Genomic DNA, 22664 nt, shown 5'->3' with positions numbered 1-22664 from the left:
CAACTAAAAAATAAAGTCAAACATCCTATTGTGCTTGACTTTACGTAGAAAAAGGCATGTAGAAAAACATGCCTTTTTTCGTATGATTTAGGAAACATTTATCTAATAATTTGTTAAAATAATGAACGAAGTATTATTTTTAAAATAGGAGGCCATTATGGGTAAGTTTACCGTTTTGAATCATCCATTGATCCAACATAAGTTGACAATCATTCGTAAGAAAGATACAGGTACAAATGAATTTCGTCAAATTGTTGGTGAAATTGGTGGACTCATGGTTTATGAAATGACACGCGATTTGCCATTGAAGAATGTTGAGATTGAAACTCCAATTGGAAAGTCAACTCAAAAAGAATTAGCAGGTAAGAAACTAGTTATAGTACCAATTTTACGTGCTGGTCTTGGAATGGTTGATGGTGTTCTTCAAATGATCCCATCTGCAAAAGTAGGACATATCGGAATGTATCGTGATGAAGAAACTCTAAAGCCACATGAATATTTCTTCAAGATGCCGCCAGATATTGAAGAACGTGAATGTATTATTGTTGATCCAATGCTTGCAACAGGTGGTTCAGCAAATATGGCTATTGAGGCATTAAAGAAGCGTGGCGCTAAGAATATTCGTTTAGCTGTTTTAGTGGCTGCTCCTGAAGGTGTAAAGGCGGTACAAGAAGCAAATCCAGATGTAGACATCTATGCAGCAGCCGAAGATGAAAAATTAATGGATAACGGTTACATCTACCCAGGTCTAGGGGATGCAGGAGATAGATTGTTCGGAACTAAGTAATTTTACTCAAAAATATTTTGAAATTGAAATTTTTGGGTGTTATCATTTTTAGTGTGTTTGAGGTATTCAGCACAAGAAGGGAGGTCACGAAGTGAATGAGAAATCTGTAGTCGTTAATGTATTCGGCTTAAATTTCAATGTAACTAACTGCTTAGGGGGAACGTTAGTCGCAATTGCGGTTTTCTTTCTTGTTTGGTATTTAGGACGTAATGTTTCTTTAAAACCTAATAAAAAGCAAAATCTTTTGGAATATATGATTGATTTTACAAATGGGATTGTTAAGGATAACGTTGCTGACGTAGATGCACAAAAGCACCTATCTTTATATGCCTTTACCCTATTCATGTTCATTTTCTTTATGAATCAGTTAGGTTTGTTCTTTGAGTTTTCAATTAATGACCATATCCTTGTCAAATCACCAACTGCTAACCCATTAATTACTATGACTATGGCAATGATGACATTGCTCTTGTCTTATAACTTTGGTGTTCAGAGGTTTGGTGCTAAAGGTTATTTTGCAAATTATGCAAAACCAGTTGGATTTTTACTTCCAATCAATATTATTGAGGAATTCACTAATTTCTTGACGTTATCACTGCGTCTTTACGGTAATATTTATGCCGGTGAAGTATTATTAACTTTAATCGGTAATCGTTTTGCAAAGAGTGCGGGTTGGTTTACCGTCATCGCTTCGGTTCCACTAACTTTAATCTGGCAAGGCTTCTCTGTCTTTATTGGCTCTATCCAGGCATATGTATTCGTAACTTTGTCAATGGTATATATTGGTAAAAAGGTTACTGAAGAATAATTTTACGGAGGTTTTTCTATGAAATATTTAGCTGCCGCAATTGCCGCTGGTTTAGCTGCTTTGGCTGCTTCCTACGGTAACGGAAAAGTTATTTCAAAAACTATTGAAGGTATGGCAAGACAACCTGAATCTGCTAACAACCTTAGAGCAACTATGTTTATCGGTGTTGGTTTGATCGAAGCTGTTCCTATCTTAGCTATCGTTATTGGTTTCTTAATTCTCTTCCTGTAATTTGCGTTTTAAGAATAAGATCGTAATTACGAGAAAGAAGGGTTGAGACATGCAATTTATGTTTGCAGCCTTAAAATTAGAGTTAGGTGACACGCTTTACTATCTTTTGATCTTTGCAGCTTTGCTCCTCTTAGTTAAGCACTTTGCTTGGGGCCCTGTAACAAAGATGATGGAAGAACGTCGTCAAAAGGTAATAAGTGACCTTGATCAAGCAGAAAGTGATCGAAAGAAAGCTGAATTGCTTGCTAATCAACGTGAAGCTGCCTTGAAAGACTCTAAACAAGAGGCAACACAAATTCTTTCTACTGCAAAAAGCAATGCGGAAAAGACTAAGAATAATATTATTAGTCAAGCTGATCAAGAAGCTGCCGCAATTAGAAAGAGAGCATCAGAAGATGCTGCCCAAGCAAAAACTGATGCACTCAATGAAGCAAGAGATCAAGTAGCTGACATTTCTGTTGCCATTGCTGAAAAAGTAATTAGCAAGAATTTATCTGCTGCTGATCAGAAAGACTTGGTAGATCAATTTATCAAGGGGCTGAATGACTAATGGCTTTAAGTAGAGAAGAAATTGCTTCCAGATACAGTAAAGCTTTATTTGCTTATGCACAGGATACTAATAGTCTGGATGCAGTACATGAAGATATGAATGTATTGCTTCAAGTAGCTAAAGAAACTCCTGATATGTTACGTCTGTTAAGTGATCCCATTATTCGGAAGGATCAAAAAGAGGAATTCTTATCAAGTTTTAGTGATAAGTTTTCAGTTGAAACTAAGAATTTTTTGGATTTCTTATTAGAATATCGCAGATTTGAATCCTTAACTGCAATTATTGAGGCATTTAATACTCTTTATGACGAGTATAAAAATATTGCTTCTGGTACTGCAGTAAGTGCTATTAAGCTTAATGAAGATGAATTAAGTCGAATAAGCCAAGCCTATGCTAAGAAGTATGGCTTTAAAGAATTGATTCTGACAAATAAAGTGGATCCAAGTATCTTAGGAGGTATTATCCTCAAAGTTGGGGATCGCATTATTGATGGTTCTATAAGAACTCGATTGCAACAAATTCGTGAGCAATTAATTAAAAATAGATAAAAGAGGTGAAACCATTGAGCATTAAAGCGGAAGAAATTAGCGCTTTGATCAAGCAACAACTTGAGAAATATGATGATAAGCTCAACGTCAACGAAGTTGGTACTGTTACCTACGTCGGTGACGGTATCGCCCGTGCTCACGGTCTAAATAACGTATTATCAAGTGAATTATTACAATTTTCTAATGGTTCATACGGTATTGCGCAAAACCTAGAAGCCAATGATGTTGGTATCATCATCTTAGGTCGCTTTGACGATATTCGTGAAGGTGATCAAGTTAAGCGTACTGGTCGAATTATGGAAGTTCCTGTTGGCGATCAATTAATTGGTCGTGTTGTGAACCCATTAGGACAACCAGTAGATGGTTTAGGTGAGATTAAGACTGATAAGACTAGACCTATTGAAAGTAAAGCTCCTGGAGTTATGGATAGACAATCCGTTAACCAGCCTTTACAAACTGGTATTAAAGCTATCGATGCTTTAGTTCCAATTGGTCGTGGACAGCGTGAATTAATTATTGGTGACCGTAAGACAGGTAAAACTGCTCTTGCACTAGATACAATCATTAATCAAAAAGGCCAAGATGTTATTTGTATTTACGTTGCCATTGGTCAAAAGGAATCAACAGTTAAAAACTCTGTTGAAACTTTAAAACGATTTGGTGCTATGGACTACACTATTGTCGTAGAAGCCGGTCCTAGTGAACCAGCACCAATGCTTTATATCGCTCCATATGCAGGAACTGCAATGGGTGAAGAGTTTATGTACAATGGTAAGGATGTATTAATCGTATTTGATGACTTGAGTAAGCAAGCCGTCGCATACCGTGAAATTTCCTTACTTCTTCGTCGTCCACCTGGTCGTGAAGCTTATCCAGGTGATGTCTTCTACTTACACTCTCGTTTACTAGAACGTAGTGCTAAGTTGAATAAGAAACTTGGTGGCGGTTCAATGACTGCCTTACCATTTATTCAAACCCAAGCTGGGGATATTTCAGCTTATATTCCAACTAACGTTATTTCCATTACTGATGGACAGATTTTCTTGGAAGCTGATTTATTCTTTGCTGGTACACGTCCTGCCATTAATGCCGGTGAATCAGTTTCCCGTGTTGGTGGTAGCGCACAAATCAAAGCTATGAAAAAGGTTGCAGGTACATTGCGTGTGGACTTGGCATCATATAGAGAGCTTGAAAGTTTTGCTCAATTTGGTAGTGATCTTGATCAAGCTACTCAAGCTAAGTTAAATCGTGGACGTCGTACTGTTGAAGTATTGAAGCAGCCACTACATAAGCCACTTCCTGTTGAAGATGAAGTATTAATTCTTTATGCTTTGACGCATGGCTTTTTGGATGCAATTCCTGTACCTGATATTCAACGTTATGAACTTGAATTATATGATTACTTTGCAAGTAACTATAACGACTTACTTGAGGTAATCCGTACTACAGGAGATTTACCTGAGGAAGATAAGCTTAATGAAGCTTTAAAGAACTTCAACGAAGGTTTTTCAATCAGTAAGAAATAGAAGAGGAGGTTTTTTCATTGGCAGAATCTCTCCTTGAACTGAAAAAAAAGATTGCTTCAATTCAGAAAACAGGTCAAATAACTGAAGCTATGAGAATGGTTTCAGGTGTTAAATTGAATAGAACTGAAAAACTTGATCAAGAATATACTATTTACAACGATAAAGTTAGAGCAACCGTTTCTCATCTAATGAGTTCACAAATTGTGAATCAATTAGGGAAAGAGACAAATGAATATAGTGAATTTGGCGGTCAATCTAATATTGATTACAGTAGTTTCTTTGATTTAGGTACTTTAGCATCTTTAGTTCAACCTCGTAAAGAAATTAAATCGACTGGTTACTTAGTAATTAGTGGAGATAGAGGTTTAGTTGGTTCTTATAACAGTCAAGTTATTAAGAATATGATGGGTATCTTTAAAGATGCTGATGCCCAAAATAAAGATGTTAAAATTTTGGCAGTTGGCAGTGTTGCAGCACAATTTTTTAAGAAACAAAATCTTAATGTTGTGTATGAATATAGTGGTGTAAGCGATGTTCCAACTTATAATGAAGTTAGAGATATTGTTCAAACCGCTGTAAAGATGTACTTAAATGGCGTTTATGATGAACTTTTTGTTTGTTATACTCACCACGTAAATACTTTAACTTCTGCTTTTAGAGTAGAAAGCATGCTACCAATTTCTGACATTGATATTAATCATAAAGAAACAATGCCAAAAGACTACATTATTGAACCAGATATTGATTCAGTATTGAAGACAGTTTTACCTCAATTTGCTAAATCAATGATCTTTGGAGCTATTTTGGATGCTAAAACTGCTGAACATGCAAGTTCAATGACAGCTATGCAGAGTGCATCTCAAAATGCAGATGATGTTGTTTCTGGTTTGAAGACTAAATTGAATCGAGCAAGACAGGCACAAATCACTACCGAAATTACTGAAATTATCGGTGGTGCAAATGCCTTAGAATAAAATAGAAAAGGAGGTAGATGTTTTGAGTAAAGGCGAAATTGTCCAAGTTATTGGACCTGTCGTTGACGTGGAATTCCCACTAGATAAAGATTTGCCTGATATTAATAACGCCTTACGTGTCACAAACAATAATGGTGATACTCTTGTTCTTGAAGTTACACTAGAACTTGGTGACGGTGTTTTAAGAACTATCTCAATGGAATCTACCGACGGTTTAAGACGTGGTATGGAAGTTGAAGACACTGGTGCTCCAATTTCTGTTCCTGTTGGTAAAGATACTTTAGGACGTGTCTTTAACGTATTAGGTGATCCAATTGATGGTGGTCCTGCTCTAGGTAAAGATGTAAAACGTGAAGGTATTCATAAAGAAGCACCTAAGTACGATGAATTAAGCACAAGTGAAGAAATTCTAGAAACTGGTATTAAAGTTATTGACTTACTTGAACCATATGTTCGTGGTGGTAAGGTTGGTCTATTCGGTGGTGCCGGTGTTGGTAAGACAACTATTATTCAGGAATTGATTCATAATATTGCCCAAGAACACGGTGGTATTTCTGTATTTACTGGTGTTGGGGAAAGAACACGTGAAGGTAACGACCTTTACTTTGAAATGAAGGCATCTGGCGTTTTGTCTAAAACTGCTATGGTCTTTGGTCAAATGAATGAGCCACCTGGTGCCAGAATGCGTGTTGCATTAACTGGTTTGACTATTGCGGAATACTTCCGTGATGTTGAAGGCTTGGACGTATTATTATTTATTGATAATATTTTCCGTTTCACTCAGGCAGGTTCTGAAGTTTCTGCTTTACTTGGTCGTATGCCAAGTGCCGTTGGTTACCAACCAACTTTGGCAACTGAAATGGGTCAATTGCAAGAACGAATTACTTCTACTAAGAAGGGATCTATTACTTCAATTCAAGCCGTTTATGTGCCAGCTGATGACTATACTGACCCAGCTCCTGCAACTACATTTGCTCACCTAGATGCTACTACTAACCTAGAACGTCGTTTGGTTGAACAAGGTATTTACCCAGCTGTTGATCCACTTGAATCAACTTCTAGTGCCCTAGATCCAGAAATTGTTGGTGAAGAACACTACGAAGTAGCTGTTAAGGTTCAACATATTTTGCAACGTTACCAAGAATTGCAAGATATTATTTCTGTTTTAGGTATGGATGAATTATCAGACGATGAGAAGTTAATTGTTGAACGAGCAAGAAAGATTCAATTCTTCCTTTCACAAAACTTCTTTGTTGCTGAACAATTTACTGGTATTCCAGGTTCATATGTACCAATCAAGGAAACAATTAAAGGCTTCAAGATGATCATTGATGGTAAATTGGATGATCTTCCAGAAGATGCTTTCCGTAACGTTGGTCCAATTGAGGATGTTATTAAGCAAGCTGAAAAGATGGGAGTTACTCCTAAAAATCCTGAAGCAAAAGCAATGCTAGAAGCAAAGTAGGGTGATGCGTTATGGCAGATCCAGAAAAAATTATAAAAGTTAGCGTTGTAACACCTGATGGTGTTGTCTATTCGCATAATGCTACGATGGTAGCAATGCGCGCAATTGATGGAGATCGTGCAATTATGTATGATCATCTTCCAATTGTTACTCCTTTAGCTATTGGTGAAGTTCGGGTAAAAAGAACCCATGAAATGAATGATCGTATTGACCATATTGCTGTTAATGGGGGCTACATTGAATTTTCAAATAATGAAGCAACCATTATTGCTGACAGTGCTGAACGGGCTCGCAATATTGATGTTAAACGTGCACAATCAGCTAAGAAGCGTGCTGAACAGCATATGCAAGAAGCTAAAGAAAAGCACAACGAAAGAGAAATGCTAGAAGCTGAAATTGCCTTACGTCGTGCGGTTAATAGATTACATGTACGTGAAAATTACGGTAAATAGAAATGAGAAAGACGAACGATGGGTTCGTCTTTTTTTATGGAGAAAATTATATGATGAAACAAGTAGGAGTTCATGCAATTGTTAGTCTAATCACATATTTAGTGACGATTGCTTTTTCATTCAGAGCAGTGAGAGGTCTAAGAGTCGACCAGTTATTTAAGAAAGGACACACATTTGAAATTCAAGTATTTTTACTGTTTGTGTCGATTGCCTTAGGATTTATAGTGGGACAATTTATTTTGGCTTTAGTGGATCAATCCTTAGCATTAAAGATGCTTTTTTAATGATTTTTATAAGAAATACTTTTAAACAGCACTTCTTTACACTTGTTCTTAAAGTAAAGCGGTATTTATGTTACAATTTTTAATGATTAAATACTGGAGGCACTAGCGTGGCAAGAGATATAGGAATTGATTTAGGAACAGCAAATGTTCTAATAAATGTATCTGGCAAAGGTATCGTTTTAAATGAACCTTCTGTTGTTGCTGTAGATACTGATAAAGATAAAGTTGTCGCAGTCGGTACTGAGGCATATAAAATGGTAGGGCGTACACCAGGTAATATTAGAGTAATTAGACCATTGAAAAATGGTGTAATTGCAGATTTTGATATTACCGAAGAAATGCTTAGCTACTTTATTGAAAAATTAAACGTAAAAGGTTTTATGTCTAAGCCTAATATTCTAATCTGTGCTCCTACTGGAGTTACTTCAATTGAGCAAAAAGCCATTATTCAAGCTGCTGAAAAATCAGGTGGAGGGCGAGTATATCTAGACTTTGAACCAAAAGTAGCGGCTGTTGGAGCTGGTTTAGATATTTTTAGACCACAAGGAAATATGGTTATTGATATTGGTGGAGGTACTACCGATATAGCTGTCTTGTCAATGGGAGAAATAGTAACTTCTCGCTCACTTCGTTGGGCAGGAGATAAAATGAATCAGGCGATTGCTAGCTATATTAAACGTAGTAAGAATCTTTTAGTAGGGCAACATACTGCTGAACAAATTAAGATTCAACTTGGAACTGCTTTTGAAGCTGATCCAACTAAGACAATGACTGTTCGTGGGCGTGATATGGTTGATGGATTGCCAAAACAAGTTACGATTAATGAATTAGAAGTTCAAAAAGCTCTTGAAGATGGTCTAATGTCTATTGTGGCCGCAACTAAAGAAGTTTTGGAGCAAACTCCACCTGAATTATCTGCTGACATTATCGACCGTGGTATTATGTTAACAGGTGGTGGAGCCTTACTAAAGAATATTGATAAATTAATTACTTATTATCTCCAAGTTCCAGTTTTAAAAGCTGATGAGCCATTAGAAGCTGTTGCAAATGGAACAGGCGTGTTGCTTAAAAATATTGAGAATCATCAGAGACACTAATTATGAAGAGAGTAAGTTTTAATTTTTCATTAGTAAATAAGCATTTAAAAAAAGTGGGAAAGATTATTTTATACTTGTTTGCCACCATGCTCCTTGGAGCCTTTATCGGATGTGGTGTTGCAAGTGGCAATCCTTTTGCAATTTTCTTTCCTACAACATGGATTCATTTTTTTGAGTTTTTAAGTTAAAATGAATAAATTGTTAATTGGGTTGGTAAATGTTTACAAGAAGTTTATTTCTCCAATTTTGCCACCAACATGTAGGTATTATCCTACTTGTTCAAGCTATATGATTGATGCTTTAAAAAAGCATGGAGCAATTTTAGGCTTAATAATGGGCCTAGCGCGGATATTGCGCTGTAATCCTTTTATTAAGGGAGGAGTAGATCCAGTACCGGATTATTTTACCCTGCGTCGTAATCCTCATCCTGAACGATATGAAGATGAAATTATTGCGCAGGCATTTCATTCGAATAAAAAGTAGGAGAATATATATGTCTAGAAAATTGGAAAGTATTGATATTGAAGTTAATGAAAGAAAAGGCACTTCAGCACCTACCTGGGAAGTTGTTATTCCTGGTAAACGTTCTATTGGAATTATTGAACAAGAAGAGGAACGCTACCATGTAGTATCTTCTAAAACAAATCACAGTCTCTATTCCAAGACTTTAGAAAGTGCGATTAATGAATTACTTTCATACTTTACTTTGCATGAAAAATAAACAAAGTAGGGATATACAATGACAAAAGTTGAAAATAAAGCAGATTGGTATGATCGCATCGCATGGGGTGTAGTAGTTCCAGTCTTTTTATTAGCCGTCATCAGTCTATACGGTATTTGGGTTGCAACTGTGAACGACCCTAAAATGGGAAGTCCGGTAAAAGCAGTTATTACTCAAGCAGTTTGGTATCTTGTATCAATTGCACTGGTGATTTTCGTAATGCAATTTGACGCAGAACAACTTTTTAAAATTGCTCCAATTGCTTATGGGATTGGAATAATTTTATTAATTGCAGTTTTATTCTTGTATAACCGGCAAGTATTTGCCGATACTGGTGCGAAGAGTTGGTTTAAATTAGGGCCATTAACTTTTCAACCATCTGAAATAATGAAACCTGCCTTTATTTTAATGTTAGCAAGAGTAGTAGAGCGACATAATGAGCAATATGCCCATACTTTTAAAACAGATTGGCTTTTGATTGGTAAAATATTTGCTTGGTTAATTCCAGTTGCAGTTTTGTTAAAATTACAAAATGACTTTGGTACTATGCTCGTATTCTTTGCAATTGTTGGTGGGGTAATTTTAGTTTCCGGAATTACTTGGAAAATTATTATACCAGTGTATGGTGTTGTGTTTATTATTGGTGCAGCAGCAATCTTACTCGTTACTACCCCCGGTGGACAGGCATTTTTAGGAAGTGCATTTAATTTTAGATCTTACCAGTTTCAGAGAATTAATTCTTGGTTGAATCCATCTCAAGATACTTCTTCGGGTGCTTATCAATTGTGGCAAAGTATGAAGGCAATTGGATCGGGCCAAATTTGGGGACATGGTTTTGGCAAAGTTAGTGTTTATGTTCCTGTTAGAACATCTGATATGATTTTCTCAGTTATTGGAGAATCATTAGGTTTTGTAGGATGTTGTGCTTTGATTTTGATTTATTTCTATTTAATTTTTCAAATGGTCAAAATTACTTTTGAAACAAAGAATGCATTTTATTCTTACATTTCTACAGGAATCATCATGATGATTTTATTCCACGTTTTTGAAAATATTGGAATGGGAATTGATCTTTTACCATTGACCGGTATTCCGTTACCATTTGTATCTCAAGGTGGATCAGCCTTATTAGGAAATATGATTGGAATTGGTCTGATTCTCTCAATGAAGTGGCACCACAAAGATTATATCTTTAGTACTGCTGGAGACTTTTAAAGAACATAAAAACACACCTCATCAAAAATGATGAGGTGTGTTTTTGCTCTTAATTTTTTCTGTTTTTCTTAATATCTTCGTTTTGTGCAGCTGGTTGACGAATTACAAGAACATCACAAGCTGCAGTACGGGTAACATATTCTGTAATACTACCAATTAGTAATCTTTCTACAGCGTTTAAACCCGTAGCACCTAAAATTATCAAATCGATATTGTGTTCTTCCGGAAATTCATGAGCAATGATATTCTTTGGAGAACCAAATTCAATTGAGTAATGAACATCTTTAACACCGACATCTTTAGCTCGATTATAATATTCTTCAATTTTAGTTTTTGCTTCTTCAGATACTTGTTCAACCATTGCTGAATCAAAGCTAGAAACATCTTGAAATGCACGAGTATCTACTACGTGCAAAATTTCAAGAGTAGCACCATTTCTTTTTGCTACTTCTACCGCTTTACTAAATGCAACTTCAGCTTCTTTGGAACCATCTACGGCAACTTGGATATGTTGATATTGTTTTAACATGTTGATCACCTCTCCATCAATATTTTACCAAAATTTGATTTAAATAGAATAATAAAACTATTCATTTAAATTCATAAAAGTAAATGAAAAGATAGAGAGTGCCATTGCAGCAATAATTAAGGTAATGAAATTAAATATTTTAGGTAAGGTAAATAAAATAATAATCCCAATAAAACCAGTTAAAATTAACACTAAACTAGTAATTGAGAACAGCATATTAATTTTTTTATTTCCGATAAAAGTGAAAATAATGAATTGTCCTTTATTTTTACTTCTAATTAAATACCAAGCTGTAATAAACACTAATAAAATAAAAATTAGCATTAGAACTTTTAATACCACTTATTAAACCTCACTTAATAAAAAAAGCGGCTTACGCCGCTTCCTTGAATTTCAATAAAATCTGAGTTGACTGCAACATAATGACGCTTGTTGAACCCGCAGTGTTCAAAATTTGAATCTATGTCGCAGTGAATATGGATCCTAGGACAAGCTAGTATTCCGATTCAGATGTTATTCATAAATTCCAACGTCTTTAGTTTGATCGGTCAACTTTGTAATTAGGTTGATCAACTCAGATCACTATCTATTCTAGCAAAGATATCACTAATGTCAATAAATTGGATTTACTTTTGGAGTCCATCTTTTTGCATCTTTTTAAGACGCAAATATTGTCTTTTTAATGCATCTTCAACTTTAGAATTACCTTTTGGATTAAAGTAAGAGACATTTTTTAGGTTGTTCGGTAAATATTGTTGTGCAATCCAATCTCCTTGAAAATCATGGGGATAAATATAAGAAACTCCACGATTCAAGGCTTGTGCTCCTTTATAGTGTGCATCCTTTAGAGTATTCGGAATAGGATCATTCTGCTTATTTTGAATGTCACTTATTGCAGCATCGATTGCTGTAATTGCACTATTACTTTTGGGCGATAGGCACAGTTCAATGACAGCATTTGACAAAATAATTCGCGCTTCTGGTAGACCGACCATTTGAGCAGCTTGTACTGCATTAACTGTACGACTGCAGGCTGGGGGATTAGCTAATCCAATATCTTCATAGGCAATGACTAATAATCGTCTACAGATTGCTACTAAATCGCCAGATTCACAGAGATTTCCTAGATAATAAAGTGCTGCATCAGTGTCAGAACCTCGAATTGATTTTTGAAATGCAGATAATAAATCATAATGGCCATCACCATTTGCATCGTAATTCTGAGATTTAAATTGGATGGAATCTTGCATTTCAGTTTTATCAATTACTACTTTATTATCAGAGTCATTTTGTTTTTCTTCTTTTGTTGATAGAACTGCTAATTCTAATGCATTAAGTGTCGCTCTTAAATCGCCATTTCCTTTTTCAATTAGAAGATCACGTGCATCTTTTGTTAACTCTACATTGTATTTACCTAATCCTATTTCGGTATCTTTAAGAGCACGGTCAATCGCGTGCGAAATATCCATTTTTTTAAGACGATGTAATTCAAAAATCTGACATCTGGATCGTATAGCAGGAGAGATAGAAATATAGGGATTTTCTGTCGTAGCACCGATTAAAATAATATTCCCAGATTCTAAAAGAGGTAAGAGAAAGTCTTGCTTTGTTTTGTCTAAACGATGTATTTCATCTAAAAGTAAGATGACGGTTCCACTCATTTTTCCTTCTTCAGCAACGATTTGAAGATCTTTCTTTGTGTCGGTTGCTGCATTAAGTTTTCTGAATGCATATTTAGTGGATCCCGCAATTGCGCTGGCAATACTAGTTTTTCCAATACCAGGAGGTCCATAAAGAATCATGGAAGATAGAAGTTTGGCCTCGACCATTCGCCTAATTATTTTCTTATTTCCTACTAAATGTTCTTGACCAACAACTTCATCTAAGTTTTTTGGGCGCATACGATAAGCAAGAGGTTGCATAATTAGTCCTTTTTTCTAAATAATTTGTCCCAGAAATTTTCTTTTTTTGGTTTTGACAATTGTTCATGAGGAACTTCTGGAGCATATACTTGGTTGATATCAATTCTATAATGATTAATAGCAGTTTTTGAAACTACTAAAACGCCAGTGGAGTCTGGTTCATTTTTGGCAGTTTCGTCATTTATTAAAGTGAACTTAATATCTTTTTGTGAACATAAACTCATTAACTTACTAATAAATTTATTTTGAGGCATTTTACCATTAATTAAGATAGTGTAATTTTTAAAGTCATTTAAATGGTCTAAAAACAAAGCATCTAAGTCCGGATTGTCGGTTTCTTTTACAGTCATTCTTACTAGAACTCGTTCACGTAAAGAACCTAAATATCTTCTCCGTTCATCAGGACAAGTTTGAGGAGTAATTCCTTTAGCAGCATGTTCAAGACGGGTATTTAAATCTTCAGTCATATTTCTTTTTCCTTTTTATAATAAAATATTACATTCTTAGTGTAGCAAGTGGAAAAGAAGAAAACAAAAAAGTCTTTCCAAAGGAGGAAAGACTTTTTTGTAATGAAGCAATAAATATTAAAGCTTCTTGTTGTACCATTCAACGATAAGAGCTTCATCAACTTCTGGTTCCATTTCGTCACGTTCTGGAAGACGAACTAAAGTACCAGTCATCTTGCTGTCGTCAAATGAAACAAATGGTGGACGTGATACAACTGCATCTAAAGCGTCCTTAACTTGTTGCAAGTTCTTTGACTTATCTCTTAAGCTGATTTCTTGACCAACTTTAACTTCGTATGAAGGAATGTCAACACGCTTGCCATCTACTAAGATGTGACCGTGGTTAACAAGTTGTCTAGCTTGTTCTCTAGTTGAAGCTAAACCTAAGCGGTAAACGATGTTGTCTAAACGTCTTTCAAGTAAAGCCATAAAGTTAACACCGTGCTTACCTTCACGAATCTTGCCGGCACGGATGAATAAGTTTTGGAATTGACGTTCATTTAAACCAAACATCCAACGTAACTTTTGCTTTTCTTTTAATTGTTGACCATATTCAGAAACCTTTGCACGGTTGTTAGGACCATGATCACCAGGTGCGTAGTTACGACGGCTAATTTCCTTACCAGTACCTGAAAGTGAGATACCTAAGCGTCTTGAACGTTTCCAACTTGGACCAGTATATCTTGACATAAAAAATCCTCCATAAAAAATAATAATTTTTTGGAGTAAAATATGAGAAATAAGTTCAACATTCGTGCATCTCAAGTTGCATGTTTCGCCCAGTGCAGCGCGGGTTACTCGTTCACTAAACGCCTCAAGATGTTGACGTTCTTGTCACTTATTGCTGCAAATATTTTACACGAAGACTATTATAGTAAGAAATCTGTTTTAAAGCAAGTAAAAGTAGAGATTTTCTAGCTGGCATTAAGATGAAGTCTGGTATAATTAATATGAAATATGGAGGGTATTATGTCATCAGGGTTATCTATTCTTATTATTGTAATATTGATTGCTATAATTGCTGTTATTGCTACAGTTGTTATTCTTAATAAGTATTTTAATCATCAGATTGCGGAATTAGATGCGCTAACTGATGAATTAAAAGATATTAGCGTTGAAGAAGATATTAAACGTTTAGAGAAAATGGAATTAGCCGGAAAAAGTTTGGAAACTTTTAAAAGATGGCAGAAAGTATATCAAAAAGTTGATACTAAGGACGTTGGAGAATTAAAGCATCTTCTTGAACAAGCAGCTGGACTTAATGCAAAATTTAATTTAATAAAAACTCGCCAATTAATTAAAGAAGCAACAGAATTATTGCAGACTAATCAAGACAATGTCGAACATAGTAAACAAGTATTTACTAATTTACTTGAGGCAAATCGAGATAATCAAAAACACTATGCTGCTTTATCAAAAGACTACCAACAACTACGTAAAAAAATATTATCTCAATCTTTTAATTATGGAAATGCAATTGACCAGATTGAAGAAGATTTGGCAACCTTAGAAAGTGATTTTCAAACTGTAAAGAATTTATCTGGTGAAGGAGATCATGAAGAAGCAAAGAAAGTATTAGTTAAAATCGATACAAATCTTACTACTTTAAAGACTGATCTTCCTAAGGTAGAGAACTTTGATCAAGAGTTGAAAAATGTTTTTCCTGACCAACTTAACGAACTCAGCAATACTTATCGTCAAATGATAAAAGATAAGTATAAAATTACTGAAGTTGATGTATTAGAAGAAATTAAGAGTTTAAGAGAATTAGTTGATAGTACTAAAAAGGATCTTAACAAATTAGAGCTTGAAAAAGTTGAAAAGAATAACAAAGAAATAAGTACACGAATTGATAGCTTGTATGACATTCTTACAAAAGAATTTAAAGCTCGACCATTTGTTGATAAAAATCAAGATAAAATTGTTCAAATTCTCTCCCATGTTGGAAATGCATCTAACCAACTTGTAGCTAAGTTAGAGCATGTTGATCAAAGTTATGAATTGACACATGGAGAGCTAGCTGAAGCTAGACAACTAAAAAGTCAAGTTAGCCGAATGAATTCTGACTTTGATGTTGACTGTCAAAAACTAGCTGATGGTAATGGCGTTTACTCTCAGATTGAGAATAAGTGGCTGACCATGTTAGATAATTTAAAGGAAATTGAAAAGACTGAGAAAAAGCTTTCAAATGATATAGATGGACTATTTGATGCAGAAAAAATTGCCAATGATTCTATAATTCATTTTAAGCAAGAAATTTCTTTAGTTTATCGAAAAGTTGAACGGCGTCAGCTACCAGGAAAGCCTGAAAGTTTTATTCAAATGTATACTTTAGTTTTAAATGAAGTTAAGCATACAGATAATGAGTTGAATCAAGTTAGAATAAATATGGAAAAAATATCTAGTGAATTGATTCAAATTCAAGAAGATATTCAGCGCTTAAAGAAAGAGGCAGATGAGATTTTGAATTCTGCTGATTTAGTTGAATTGACAATGCAATATTCAAATAAATATCTTTCAAATCCTGAAATTAAACGTGCACGTAAAGAAGCTTATGATTTATATCAGAATAAATATGAGTATAAAGAAGCATTGGACGTAATTGCTACAGCGCTAGAAAAGGTAGAGCCAGGAAGCTATCAAAGAATTGAAAAAGAATACTATAGCGAGCAAGAAGCAGACGAAGAAGAGTAAAAGATTGAAGCAATAGTATTTTTAAGTTAAGATTTTATATGATTATCAAACGACCATTACCCATGGTCGTTTTTTAGGGGAGAAAGAAAATTGATCTATTTTGATAATAGTGCTACAACAGCTGTCTATCCTGCAGCTTTAGCGACATATGATAAAGTAACAAAGGATATCTGGGGAAATCCTTCAAGTTTGCATAAAATGGGAGATCGATCTCATCAACTTTTAGAAGCCTCTAGAAAACAAATTGCTAATTTATTGAATGTTAAGCCATATGAGATATTTTTCACATCTAGTGGAAGTGAATCTGATAATTGGGCAATCAAGGGTACTGCTTTAGCTAAAAAAGAATTTGGTAACCATATTATTACATCAAGTGTTGAACATGCAGCAGTTTCAAATTCAGTACGTGCTTTAGAAAATTTAGGATTTCGTATAACTGTTTTACCAGTTGATAAGAATGGGCAGGTAAATCCTGAAGATGTAAAAGAAGCCTTAGATAAAGAAACAATCTTGGTTTCAATTATGGGTGTCAATAATGAGATTGGTACAATTCAACCTATTAAAGCCATTAGTAAAGTTTTAGAAGACTATCCCAATGTTACTTTTCATGTTGATAATGTCCAAGCTTTGGGAAAAGATGTTTGGGATGAAGTATTTACTAATCGAGTAGACCTAATGAGTTTATCAGCTCATAAATTTCATGCACCTCGTGGCGTAGGCATTCTTTACAAAAAAGAAGGTAAAATGATTAAGCCGTTAATTGATGGCGGTGGTCAAGAGAAGGCCTTACGTTCAAGTACCGAAAATTTACCTGCAATTGCGGCAACTGCTAAAGCCATGCGTTTATATTTAGCTGATGAAAAGAAAAATGCTAAGCAAGAATTAGCAGTTAAGGATAAAATAGTTTCCTATTTAAATGGAAAACCAGGAATTCATATTTTTTCACCAATTAATGATAATTTTGTTCCGAGTATTTTATGCTTTTCATTAGAAGGTATTCGCGGAGAAACTTTAGTTCATACGCTTGAGTCTAAGGATATCTATGTTTCAACTACTAGTGCATGTTCTTCTAGAAGTGGTGTAGAGAGTGGAACTTTGAATTCTATGAAGGTAGATGATGATTTAGCTACCGGTGCAATTAGATTAAGTTTTGATCCAAGTAATACAATTAAAGAAGCTGAGCAATTTATTTCAGTTTTTGATAAAATATATAAGCACTTCGCTGAAATTAATCATTTGAAATAAGGTGAAATTATGCAATATACAGAAGTAATGGTTCGCTATGGTGAACTATCCACTAAAGGAAAAAATCGAAAAGACTTTATTGGAAGACTTGCTGGCAATGTAACTAGAGCTTTGCAAGATTTTCCAGAAATTGAGATCCATCCTAAACATGATCGTATGCATATTGTCTTAAATGGTGCACCATTTGAGAAAATTGATCAACGTTTAAAACTTGTTTTTGGTATTCAAACATATTCTCCAACTATAAAAGTTGATAAGAATCTTGATGCAATCAAAAAAGCATCCCTTGAATTAATGCAAGCAACTTTTAAAGATGGTATGACATTTAAAGTTAATACTAGACGTAGTGACCATGATTTTGAATATGACACTAATCAATTAAACATGATGATTGGTGATTACCTATTTGATAATATGGATAATTTAAAGGTTCAAATGAAAAAGCCCGATCTAGTCCTAAGAATTGAAGTTCGACAAGACGCAATCTATATTTCAAACCAACTTCTTCATGGAGCCGGTGGTATGCCGGTTGGAACTGCTGGAAAGGCAGTTATGATGTTATCAGGTGGGATTGATTCTCCAGTGGCGTCTTACTTAGCAATGAAACGTGGAGTTGAAATTGATATGGTGCACTTCTTTAGTCCTCCATATACTACTGAAAAGGCACTTGCTAAAGCAAAAGAGTTAACTGGAATTTTGGCTAACTATTCTGGAAAGATTAATTTTATTGCTGTACCTTTTACTGAAATTCAAGAGCAAATTAAGGAAAAGTTACCAGAAGGTTACTTAATGACCATTCAACGTCGTTTTATGTTGCAATTAGCAGATCGTATTCGCGCAATGCGTGGTGGGTTAGCAATCTTCAACGGTGAATCAGTTGGTCAAGTGGCATCTCAAACACTAGAATCAATGGTTGCAATTAATGATGTGACTTCAACACCACTTCTTCGCCCAGTGGCTACAATGGATAAAACTGAAATTATTAAGCTAGCTGAGCAAATTGGAACATTCGACCTTTCTATTGAACCATTTGAAGATTGTTGTACAATTTTTGCTCCACCACGTCCAAAGACTAAACCAAAATTGGATGAAGCTCGTAAGTTAGAAGATAGACTTGATGCTGAAGGAATGATTCAGCGGGCAATTGATGGAATGGAGATTACACCAATTTATCCAAATCAAAGGTTCTTGGATGATAAGGCTCAAGAAGACGCAGACTTGTTATAAAAAAGTGCTAGCAGAATGCTAGCGCTTTTTATTTTAGAAAGACAAAATATATGAGAATTGATAAGTATTTGGCTAACATGAATGTTGGTTCACGTAGGGAAGTCCATAATCTCATTAAAAAGAAGATTGTGACAGTTAATGGAGAAGTTGTAAAGACACCCAAGGAGCAAGTTAAAGAAGAAGACCAAGTAGCAGTTAATGGAGAAAAAGTGGCCTATCAGCAATACCATTATTTTCTACTCAATAAACCTAAAGGTGTTATTTCAGCAACAGAAGATAGAAGTCAAAAAACTGTTCTTTCTTTACTTAAACCTAAAGATCGTTATAAAGGCATAGCGCCGGTAGGTAGACTGGATAAGGATACAACGGGTTTATTATTGTTAACAAATGATGGTGCTTTAGCCCATGAGTTGCTGGCTCCTAATAAACATGTTACTAAAAAATATCGGGCAAAAATTGCTGGAGTAGCTGATAAAGAGACAGTTAAAATTTTTGCTAGTGGTATGACATTAGGCGATGGTACAAAACTAAAACCAGCAGAATTAAAGATTTTGATACAGGATAAAGAATCTGATCGATCAGAAATTGAGATTGAAATTCAGGAGGGAAAGTATCACCAAATTAAGCGAATGTTTGGAGCAGTAGGGATGAAAGTAATAGAATTAGATCGAATTTCTATGGGAAAATTAGTGTTACCTACTAGCTTAAAACGAGGCGAATATAAAGAAATTAGTTTGAAAGAGATCAAATAAGAACTATAAGATTAGGTAAAGTGATAAATCTTTATTGCTAGCTTAACTAAAACATGATAAACTTATAATCAACATATAGGGAGTAACCGGCATAAGGGTGTACTTACGGCGTCAAAACGAAATTAATTTTTCCGCTGTAAGTTTAAATGGTGAGACTATTGGCTAAACGTTTTTGTTCAGACAATGGTCTCTTTTTTTATGCCAAAGTCTGGTTTTCCCAGTAGATGGAGGGTTTAAGTGAAAGCATATTATCGTGAGAGCAAAGAAGAAGTTCTAAAAGAGCTTGGAGCTAATGAACAGCAAGGTTTAACTAGTAAAGCTGCTCAAGAAAAATTAGCACAAGTCGGACCAAATGCTCTAGTAGAAGGTAAGAAAAAAAGTGTTGTAGAAGTCTTTTTAGAACAATTTAAAGACCTAATGGTTATTATCTTGATTGTTGCAGCTGTGATTTCTGCATTCACTGGTAACTTAGAAAGTACAGCAGTTATTATTGTTGTTTTGATTCTAAATGCTATTTTAGGAACAGTACAACATGTTAAGGCGGAAAAATCACTAGAAGCCTTAAAGTCTCTATCTGCACCTGTTGCTAAGGTTTTAAGGGACGGTAAAAAACAAGAAATTTCCGCAAAAGATGTTGTTCCTGGAGATATACTTTTACTTGAAGCAGGAGATTTAGTTACCGCTGATGGTAGAATTTTAGATAATTTTTCATTGCAGGTAAACGAAAGTTCCCTAACCGGTGAATCAACTAATATTGATAAGTTAGATACGACTTTTGAAAAAGAAGTTCCTTTGGCTGATCGAGTAAACATGGTCTATTCTAGTTCTCTTGTAACTTATGGTCGTGCGAATGTTTTAGTTACAGCAACTGGTATGGACACTGAAATTGGTAAAATTGCTACCTTAATGAATGAAACTAAGGAGCGTAGAACGCCATTACAAGTTTCACTTGATCAATTTTCATCTCGTCTTGCAACTGCAATTTTGATTTTCTGTGCCTTGATCTTAGGATTGCAAATGTGGCGTGGTCAGCCTTTACTAGATGCATTGCTATTTGCAGTTGCATTAGCCGTAGCGGCTATTCCTGAAGCTTTAAGCTCAATTGTAACTATTGTGCAGGCTATGGGAACTCAAAAAATGGCTAAAGAGCATGCAATTATCAAAAATTTAGCTGCAGTTGAATCATTAGGGTCAGTTTCAGTAATTTGTTCTGATAAAACTGGGACTTTAACGCAAAATAAGATGACTGTTGAAGATATTTATATTGGCGGTAAAGTTCTTAAGCCTGAAGAGTTGAACTTAAGTAATCAGTTGCACCGTTATTTACTATATGATGTAGTTTTAAACAATGATGCAAGTTTATCAGATGGTAAAAAAATTGGTGATCCAACAGAATCAGCCTTACTAGAAATGTATCGTAAAGTTCCAGGAATTGATCTTGGTGACGGAAAATTAGGCTTATCTGAAAGTGAGTTAAGAGAACATTTAGATCGTTTAGAGGAAGTGCCTTTTGACTCTGATAGAAAATTAATGAGTACTAAGCACTTAATTCATACGGTTCCTACAATTTTTGTAAAAGGAGCAATCGATGTTTTACTTAAACGTTGTGTGAATATTCGTTTTGGGGATGATGTCCGCCCAATGACTGAAGAAGATCGAAAAGATATTTTGGCTCAGAATAATCACTTTTCAGAAAATGGATTAAGAGTATTGGCATTTGCATATAAGGAAAGTGATGAAGAATTATCTACTGATAGCGAAAAAGACTTAACTTTCATTGGTTTAGTTTCTGAAATGGATCCACCTAGAGAAGAAAGTGTTGCAGCTGTTGCACGGGCTAAAGAAGCCGGAATTAGAACTGTGATGATCACTGGTGACCATAAAGTAACTGCAGTAGCAATCGCTAAAAAGATTGGTATTTTCACTGATGGGGATCTTGCATTAACAGGTTTAGAGTTAGATGCATTAAGTGATGAAGAATTAGACCAACAAATTGAAAAAGTAGCAGTTTATGCTCGAGTTTCTCCAGAAAACAAAATTAGAATTGTTAATGCTTGGCAAAGAAAGAATCATATTGTATCAATGACAGGTGATGGAGTTAACGATGCACCTGCATTAAAGAAGGCAGACGTTGGGGTTGCAATGGGGATTACTGGTACCGAAGTATCAAAAGATGCCGCAAGTATGATCTTAACTGATGACAACTTTGCTACAATTATTAAAGCTGTTGCAAATGGTAGAACAGTTTATGAAAATATCCGTAATGCAATTGGATATCTATTATCTGGTAACTTATCAGCTATCATTACTGTTTTATTTGCTTCAATTGCTGCATTGCCAGTTCCATTTGTTGCAGTTCAACTTTTATTCATTAACTTAGTTACTGACTCTCTTCCAGCTTTAGCTATTGGGATGGAACCAGGAAATCCTGATATTTTAAAACGTAAACCACGTGATCCTAAAGCTAGTTTGTTAGATAAAAAATTTGTTACACAAATTAGTATTCAAGGATTCTTAATTTCACTAAGTGTTATCGCTGCTTTCTTACTTGGTTTAAGAGATACACCAGCAATTGCATGTACTATGGCGTTTTCAACTTTAACGTTTGCACGTTTACTTCATGGATTCAACTGCCGTTCACAACACAGTATTTTTAAGATTGGATTTAAAAATAATTGGTACAGTTTGGCAGCCTTTGCATTAGGTACCGTACTTTTAGCCTTAATTCTTTTTGTACCAGCATTACATGGACTATTTGCAGTTCAACCATTAACTGCTCAAGAAGTATGGCTAATTGTGATTTTGGCAATTATTCCAACTATCTTAATTCAAATAGTGAAAGTGATTAGAGAAAATAGAGGTTAATTCTTAGCTTTCTTCTTATTTTCTTTCATGCTATAATCATAAACAAAGCAAGAATCAAGAGGAGTAATTTCACATTACAGAGAAAAGTCAGTATGCTGAGAGACTTAAAGAATATTACTAGTAGCTTGATTAGCTGATTAATTGAATTTTTTAGTAGGTTAATCCGGACACTTCAGCACCGTTATCGCTTATAAGAGAGGTATATATTCTATACCTAATCGTAGGTGGTACCGCGGAAAAATTTCGTCCTAGACAAATATTTGTCT

24 protein-coding genes and 1 other annotated feature are annotated in these 22664 nt (G+C 34.9%); of the genes, 19 read left to right on the top strand and 5 right to left on the bottom strand.

Annotated elements, in window-relative coordinates; all coding sequences use genetic code 11:
* The first annotated feature begins 157 nt into the window (after positions 1–157).
* From upp to Q9R40_RS03565, 14 genes are all read left to right on the top strand, one after another.
* The gene (gene upp, locus Q9R40_RS03635; protein ID WP_004897613.1) at positions 158–787 is read left to right on the top strand and encodes a uracil phosphoribosyltransferase; all 630 of its coding nucleotides are present in this window, start codon (positions 158–160) and stop codon (positions 785–787) included.
* A 91-nt stretch (positions 788–878) separates the two neighbouring features.
* Entirely contained in the window at positions 879–1595 is a 717-nt protein-coding gene (gene atpB / locus Q9R40_RS03630) for a F0F1 ATP synthase subunit A (protein WP_004894150.1), read from the top strand.
* Positions 1596–1613: 18 nt separating this feature from the next.
* On the top strand, positions 1614–1826 hold the full coding sequence (gene atpE / locus Q9R40_RS03625; RefSeq protein WP_004894153.1) for a F0F1 ATP synthase subunit C: 213 nt from the start codon (positions 1614–1616) through the stop codon (positions 1824–1826).
* A gap of 49 nt (positions 1827–1875) precedes the next feature.
* Complete coding sequence (atpF, locus tag Q9R40_RS03620; protein WP_004894154.1) at positions 1876–2376, top strand: F0F1 ATP synthase subunit B; 501 nt, start codon at positions 1876–1878, stop codon at positions 2374–2376.
* A complete protein-coding gene (locus Q9R40_RS03615) occupies positions 2376–2924 on the top strand; it encodes a F0F1 ATP synthase subunit delta (protein ID WP_300723137.1) in 549 nt (182 codons plus the stop codon). The genes atpF and Q9R40_RS03615 overlap by 1 nt, the downstream gene beginning before the upstream one ends.
* Positions 2925–2938: 14 nt before the next feature.
* The gene (atpA, locus tag Q9R40_RS03610) at positions 2939–4450 is read left to right on the top strand and encodes a F0F1 ATP synthase subunit alpha (protein WP_297940822.1); all 1512 of its coding nucleotides are present in this window, start codon (positions 2939–2941) and stop codon (positions 4448–4450) included.
* 17 nt (positions 4451–4467) lie between these two features.
* Positions 4468–5424, top strand: coding sequence for a F0F1 ATP synthase subunit gamma (locus tag Q9R40_RS03605; RefSeq protein WP_297940820.1), 957 nt, complete (start codon positions 4468–4470; stop codon positions 5422–5424).
* Between the two features lie 22 nt (positions 5425–5446).
* Positions 5447–6889, top strand: coding sequence for a F0F1 ATP synthase subunit beta (gene atpD / locus Q9R40_RS03600; RefSeq protein ID WP_004897607.1), 1443 nt, complete (start codon positions 5447–5449; stop codon positions 6887–6889).
* A gap of 11 nt (positions 6890–6900) precedes the next feature.
* Positions 6901–7341 carry a F0F1 ATP synthase subunit epsilon gene (locus Q9R40_RS03595; protein ID WP_300592052.1) on the top strand — a complete coding sequence of 147 codons (441 nt, stop codon included), beginning with the start codon at positions 6901–6903 and terminating at the stop codon, positions 7339–7341.
* Between the two features lie 50 nt (positions 7342–7391).
* Entirely contained in the window at positions 7392–7625 is a 234-nt protein-coding gene (locus Q9R40_RS03590; RefSeq protein WP_012846386.1) for a DUF1146 family protein, read from the top strand.
* A 107-nt stretch (positions 7626–7732) separates the two neighbouring features.
* Entirely contained in the window at positions 7733–8722 is a 990-nt protein-coding gene (locus Q9R40_RS03585) for a rod shape-determining protein (RefSeq protein ID WP_004894172.1), read from the top strand.
* A gap of 189 nt (positions 8723–8911) precedes the next feature.
* Positions 8912–9205 carry a membrane protein insertion efficiency factor YidD gene (gene yidD, locus Q9R40_RS03575; RefSeq protein WP_011161824.1) on the top strand — a complete coding sequence of 98 codons (294 nt, stop codon included), beginning with the start codon at positions 8912–8914 and terminating at the stop codon, positions 9203–9205.
* A 10-nt stretch (positions 9206–9215) separates the two neighbouring features.
* Positions 9216–9443, top strand: a complete 228-nt coding sequence (locus tag Q9R40_RS03570; protein WP_004894179.1) for a DUF2969 domain-containing protein — start codon at positions 9216–9218, stop codon at positions 9441–9443.
* A gap of 18 nt (positions 9444–9461) precedes the next feature.
* A complete protein-coding gene (locus Q9R40_RS03565) occupies positions 9462–10658 on the top strand; it encodes an FtsW/RodA/SpoVE family cell cycle protein (protein WP_304676390.1) in 1197 nt (398 codons plus the stop codon).
* A gap of 49 nt (positions 10659–10707) precedes the next feature.
* Here Q9R40_RS03565 and Q9R40_RS03560 read toward each other — a convergent pair whose 3' ends face one another.
* From Q9R40_RS03560 to rpsD, 5 genes are all read right to left on the bottom strand, one after another.
* Positions 10708–11187 (bottom strand): universal stress protein, encoded by a 480-nt coding sequence (locus Q9R40_RS03560; RefSeq protein ID WP_304676389.1) that lies wholly within the window; start codon positions 11185–11187, stop codon positions 10708–10710.
* Between the two features lie 57 nt (positions 11188–11244).
* The gene (locus Q9R40_RS03555) at positions 11245–11529 is read right to left on the bottom strand and encodes a hypothetical protein (RefSeq protein WP_011161826.1); all 285 of its coding nucleotides are present in this window, start codon (positions 11527–11529) and stop codon (positions 11245–11247) included.
* A gap of 284 nt (positions 11530–11813) precedes the next feature.
* Positions 11814–13109: a replication-associated recombination protein A gene (locus Q9R40_RS03550; protein ID WP_297940468.1), complete on the bottom strand. Its 1296-nt coding sequence runs from the start codon at positions 13107–13109 to the stop codon at positions 11814–11816.
* A gap of 2 nt (positions 13110–13111) precedes the next feature.
* Entirely contained in the window at positions 13112–13576 is a 465-nt protein-coding gene (locus Q9R40_RS03545) for a YueI family protein (protein ID WP_170088198.1), read from the bottom strand.
* Between the two features lie 117 nt (positions 13577–13693).
* Positions 13694–14305, bottom strand: coding sequence for a 30S ribosomal protein S4 (rpsD, locus tag Q9R40_RS03540; RefSeq protein WP_003647084.1), 612 nt, complete (start codon positions 14303–14305; stop codon positions 13694–13696).
* Between the two features lie 279 nt (positions 14306–14584).
* Here rpsD and ezrA point away from each other — a divergent pair, with 279 nt between their 5' ends.
* From ezrA to Q9R40_RS03515, 5 genes are all read left to right on the top strand, one after another.
* The gene (gene ezrA / locus Q9R40_RS03535; protein WP_297940464.1) at positions 14585–16309 is read left to right on the top strand and encodes a septation ring formation regulator EzrA; all 1725 of its coding nucleotides are present in this window, start codon (positions 14585–14587) and stop codon (positions 16307–16309) included.
* Between the two features lie 90 nt (positions 16310–16399).
* A complete protein-coding gene (locus Q9R40_RS03530; protein ID WP_304676388.1) occupies positions 16400–17554 on the top strand; it encodes a cysteine desulfurase family protein in 1155 nt (384 codons plus the stop codon).
* 9 nt (positions 17555–17563) lie between these two features.
* Positions 17564–18781 (top strand): tRNA uracil 4-sulfurtransferase ThiI, encoded by a 1218-nt coding sequence (gene thiI / locus Q9R40_RS03525; RefSeq protein WP_304676387.1) that lies wholly within the window; start codon positions 17564–17566, stop codon positions 18779–18781.
* A 50-nt stretch (positions 18782–18831) separates the two neighbouring features.
* Positions 18832–19533: a pseudouridine synthase gene (locus tag Q9R40_RS03520; RefSeq protein WP_300592067.1), complete on the top strand. Its 702-nt coding sequence runs from the start codon at positions 18832–18834 to the stop codon at positions 19531–19533.
* Between the two features lie 237 nt (positions 19534–19770).
* Complete coding sequence (locus Q9R40_RS03515; protein WP_304676386.1) at positions 19771–22398, top strand: cation-translocating P-type ATPase; 2628 nt, start codon at positions 19771–19773, stop codon at positions 22396–22398.
* A gap of 41 nt (positions 22399–22439) precedes the next feature.
* Positions 22440–22652, top strand: a binding site (T-box leader).
* The last annotated feature ends 12 nt before the right edge of the window (positions 22653–22664 follow it).

The sequence above is a fragment of the uncultured Lactobacillus sp. genome, assembly GCF_948948975.1.
Lineage (GTDB): Bacteria > Bacillota > Bacilli > Lactobacillales > Lactobacillaceae > Lactobacillus.
The sequence above is the reverse complement of the archived record's forward strand: the minus strand, read 5'-3'. Positions and strand labels throughout refer to the sequence as shown.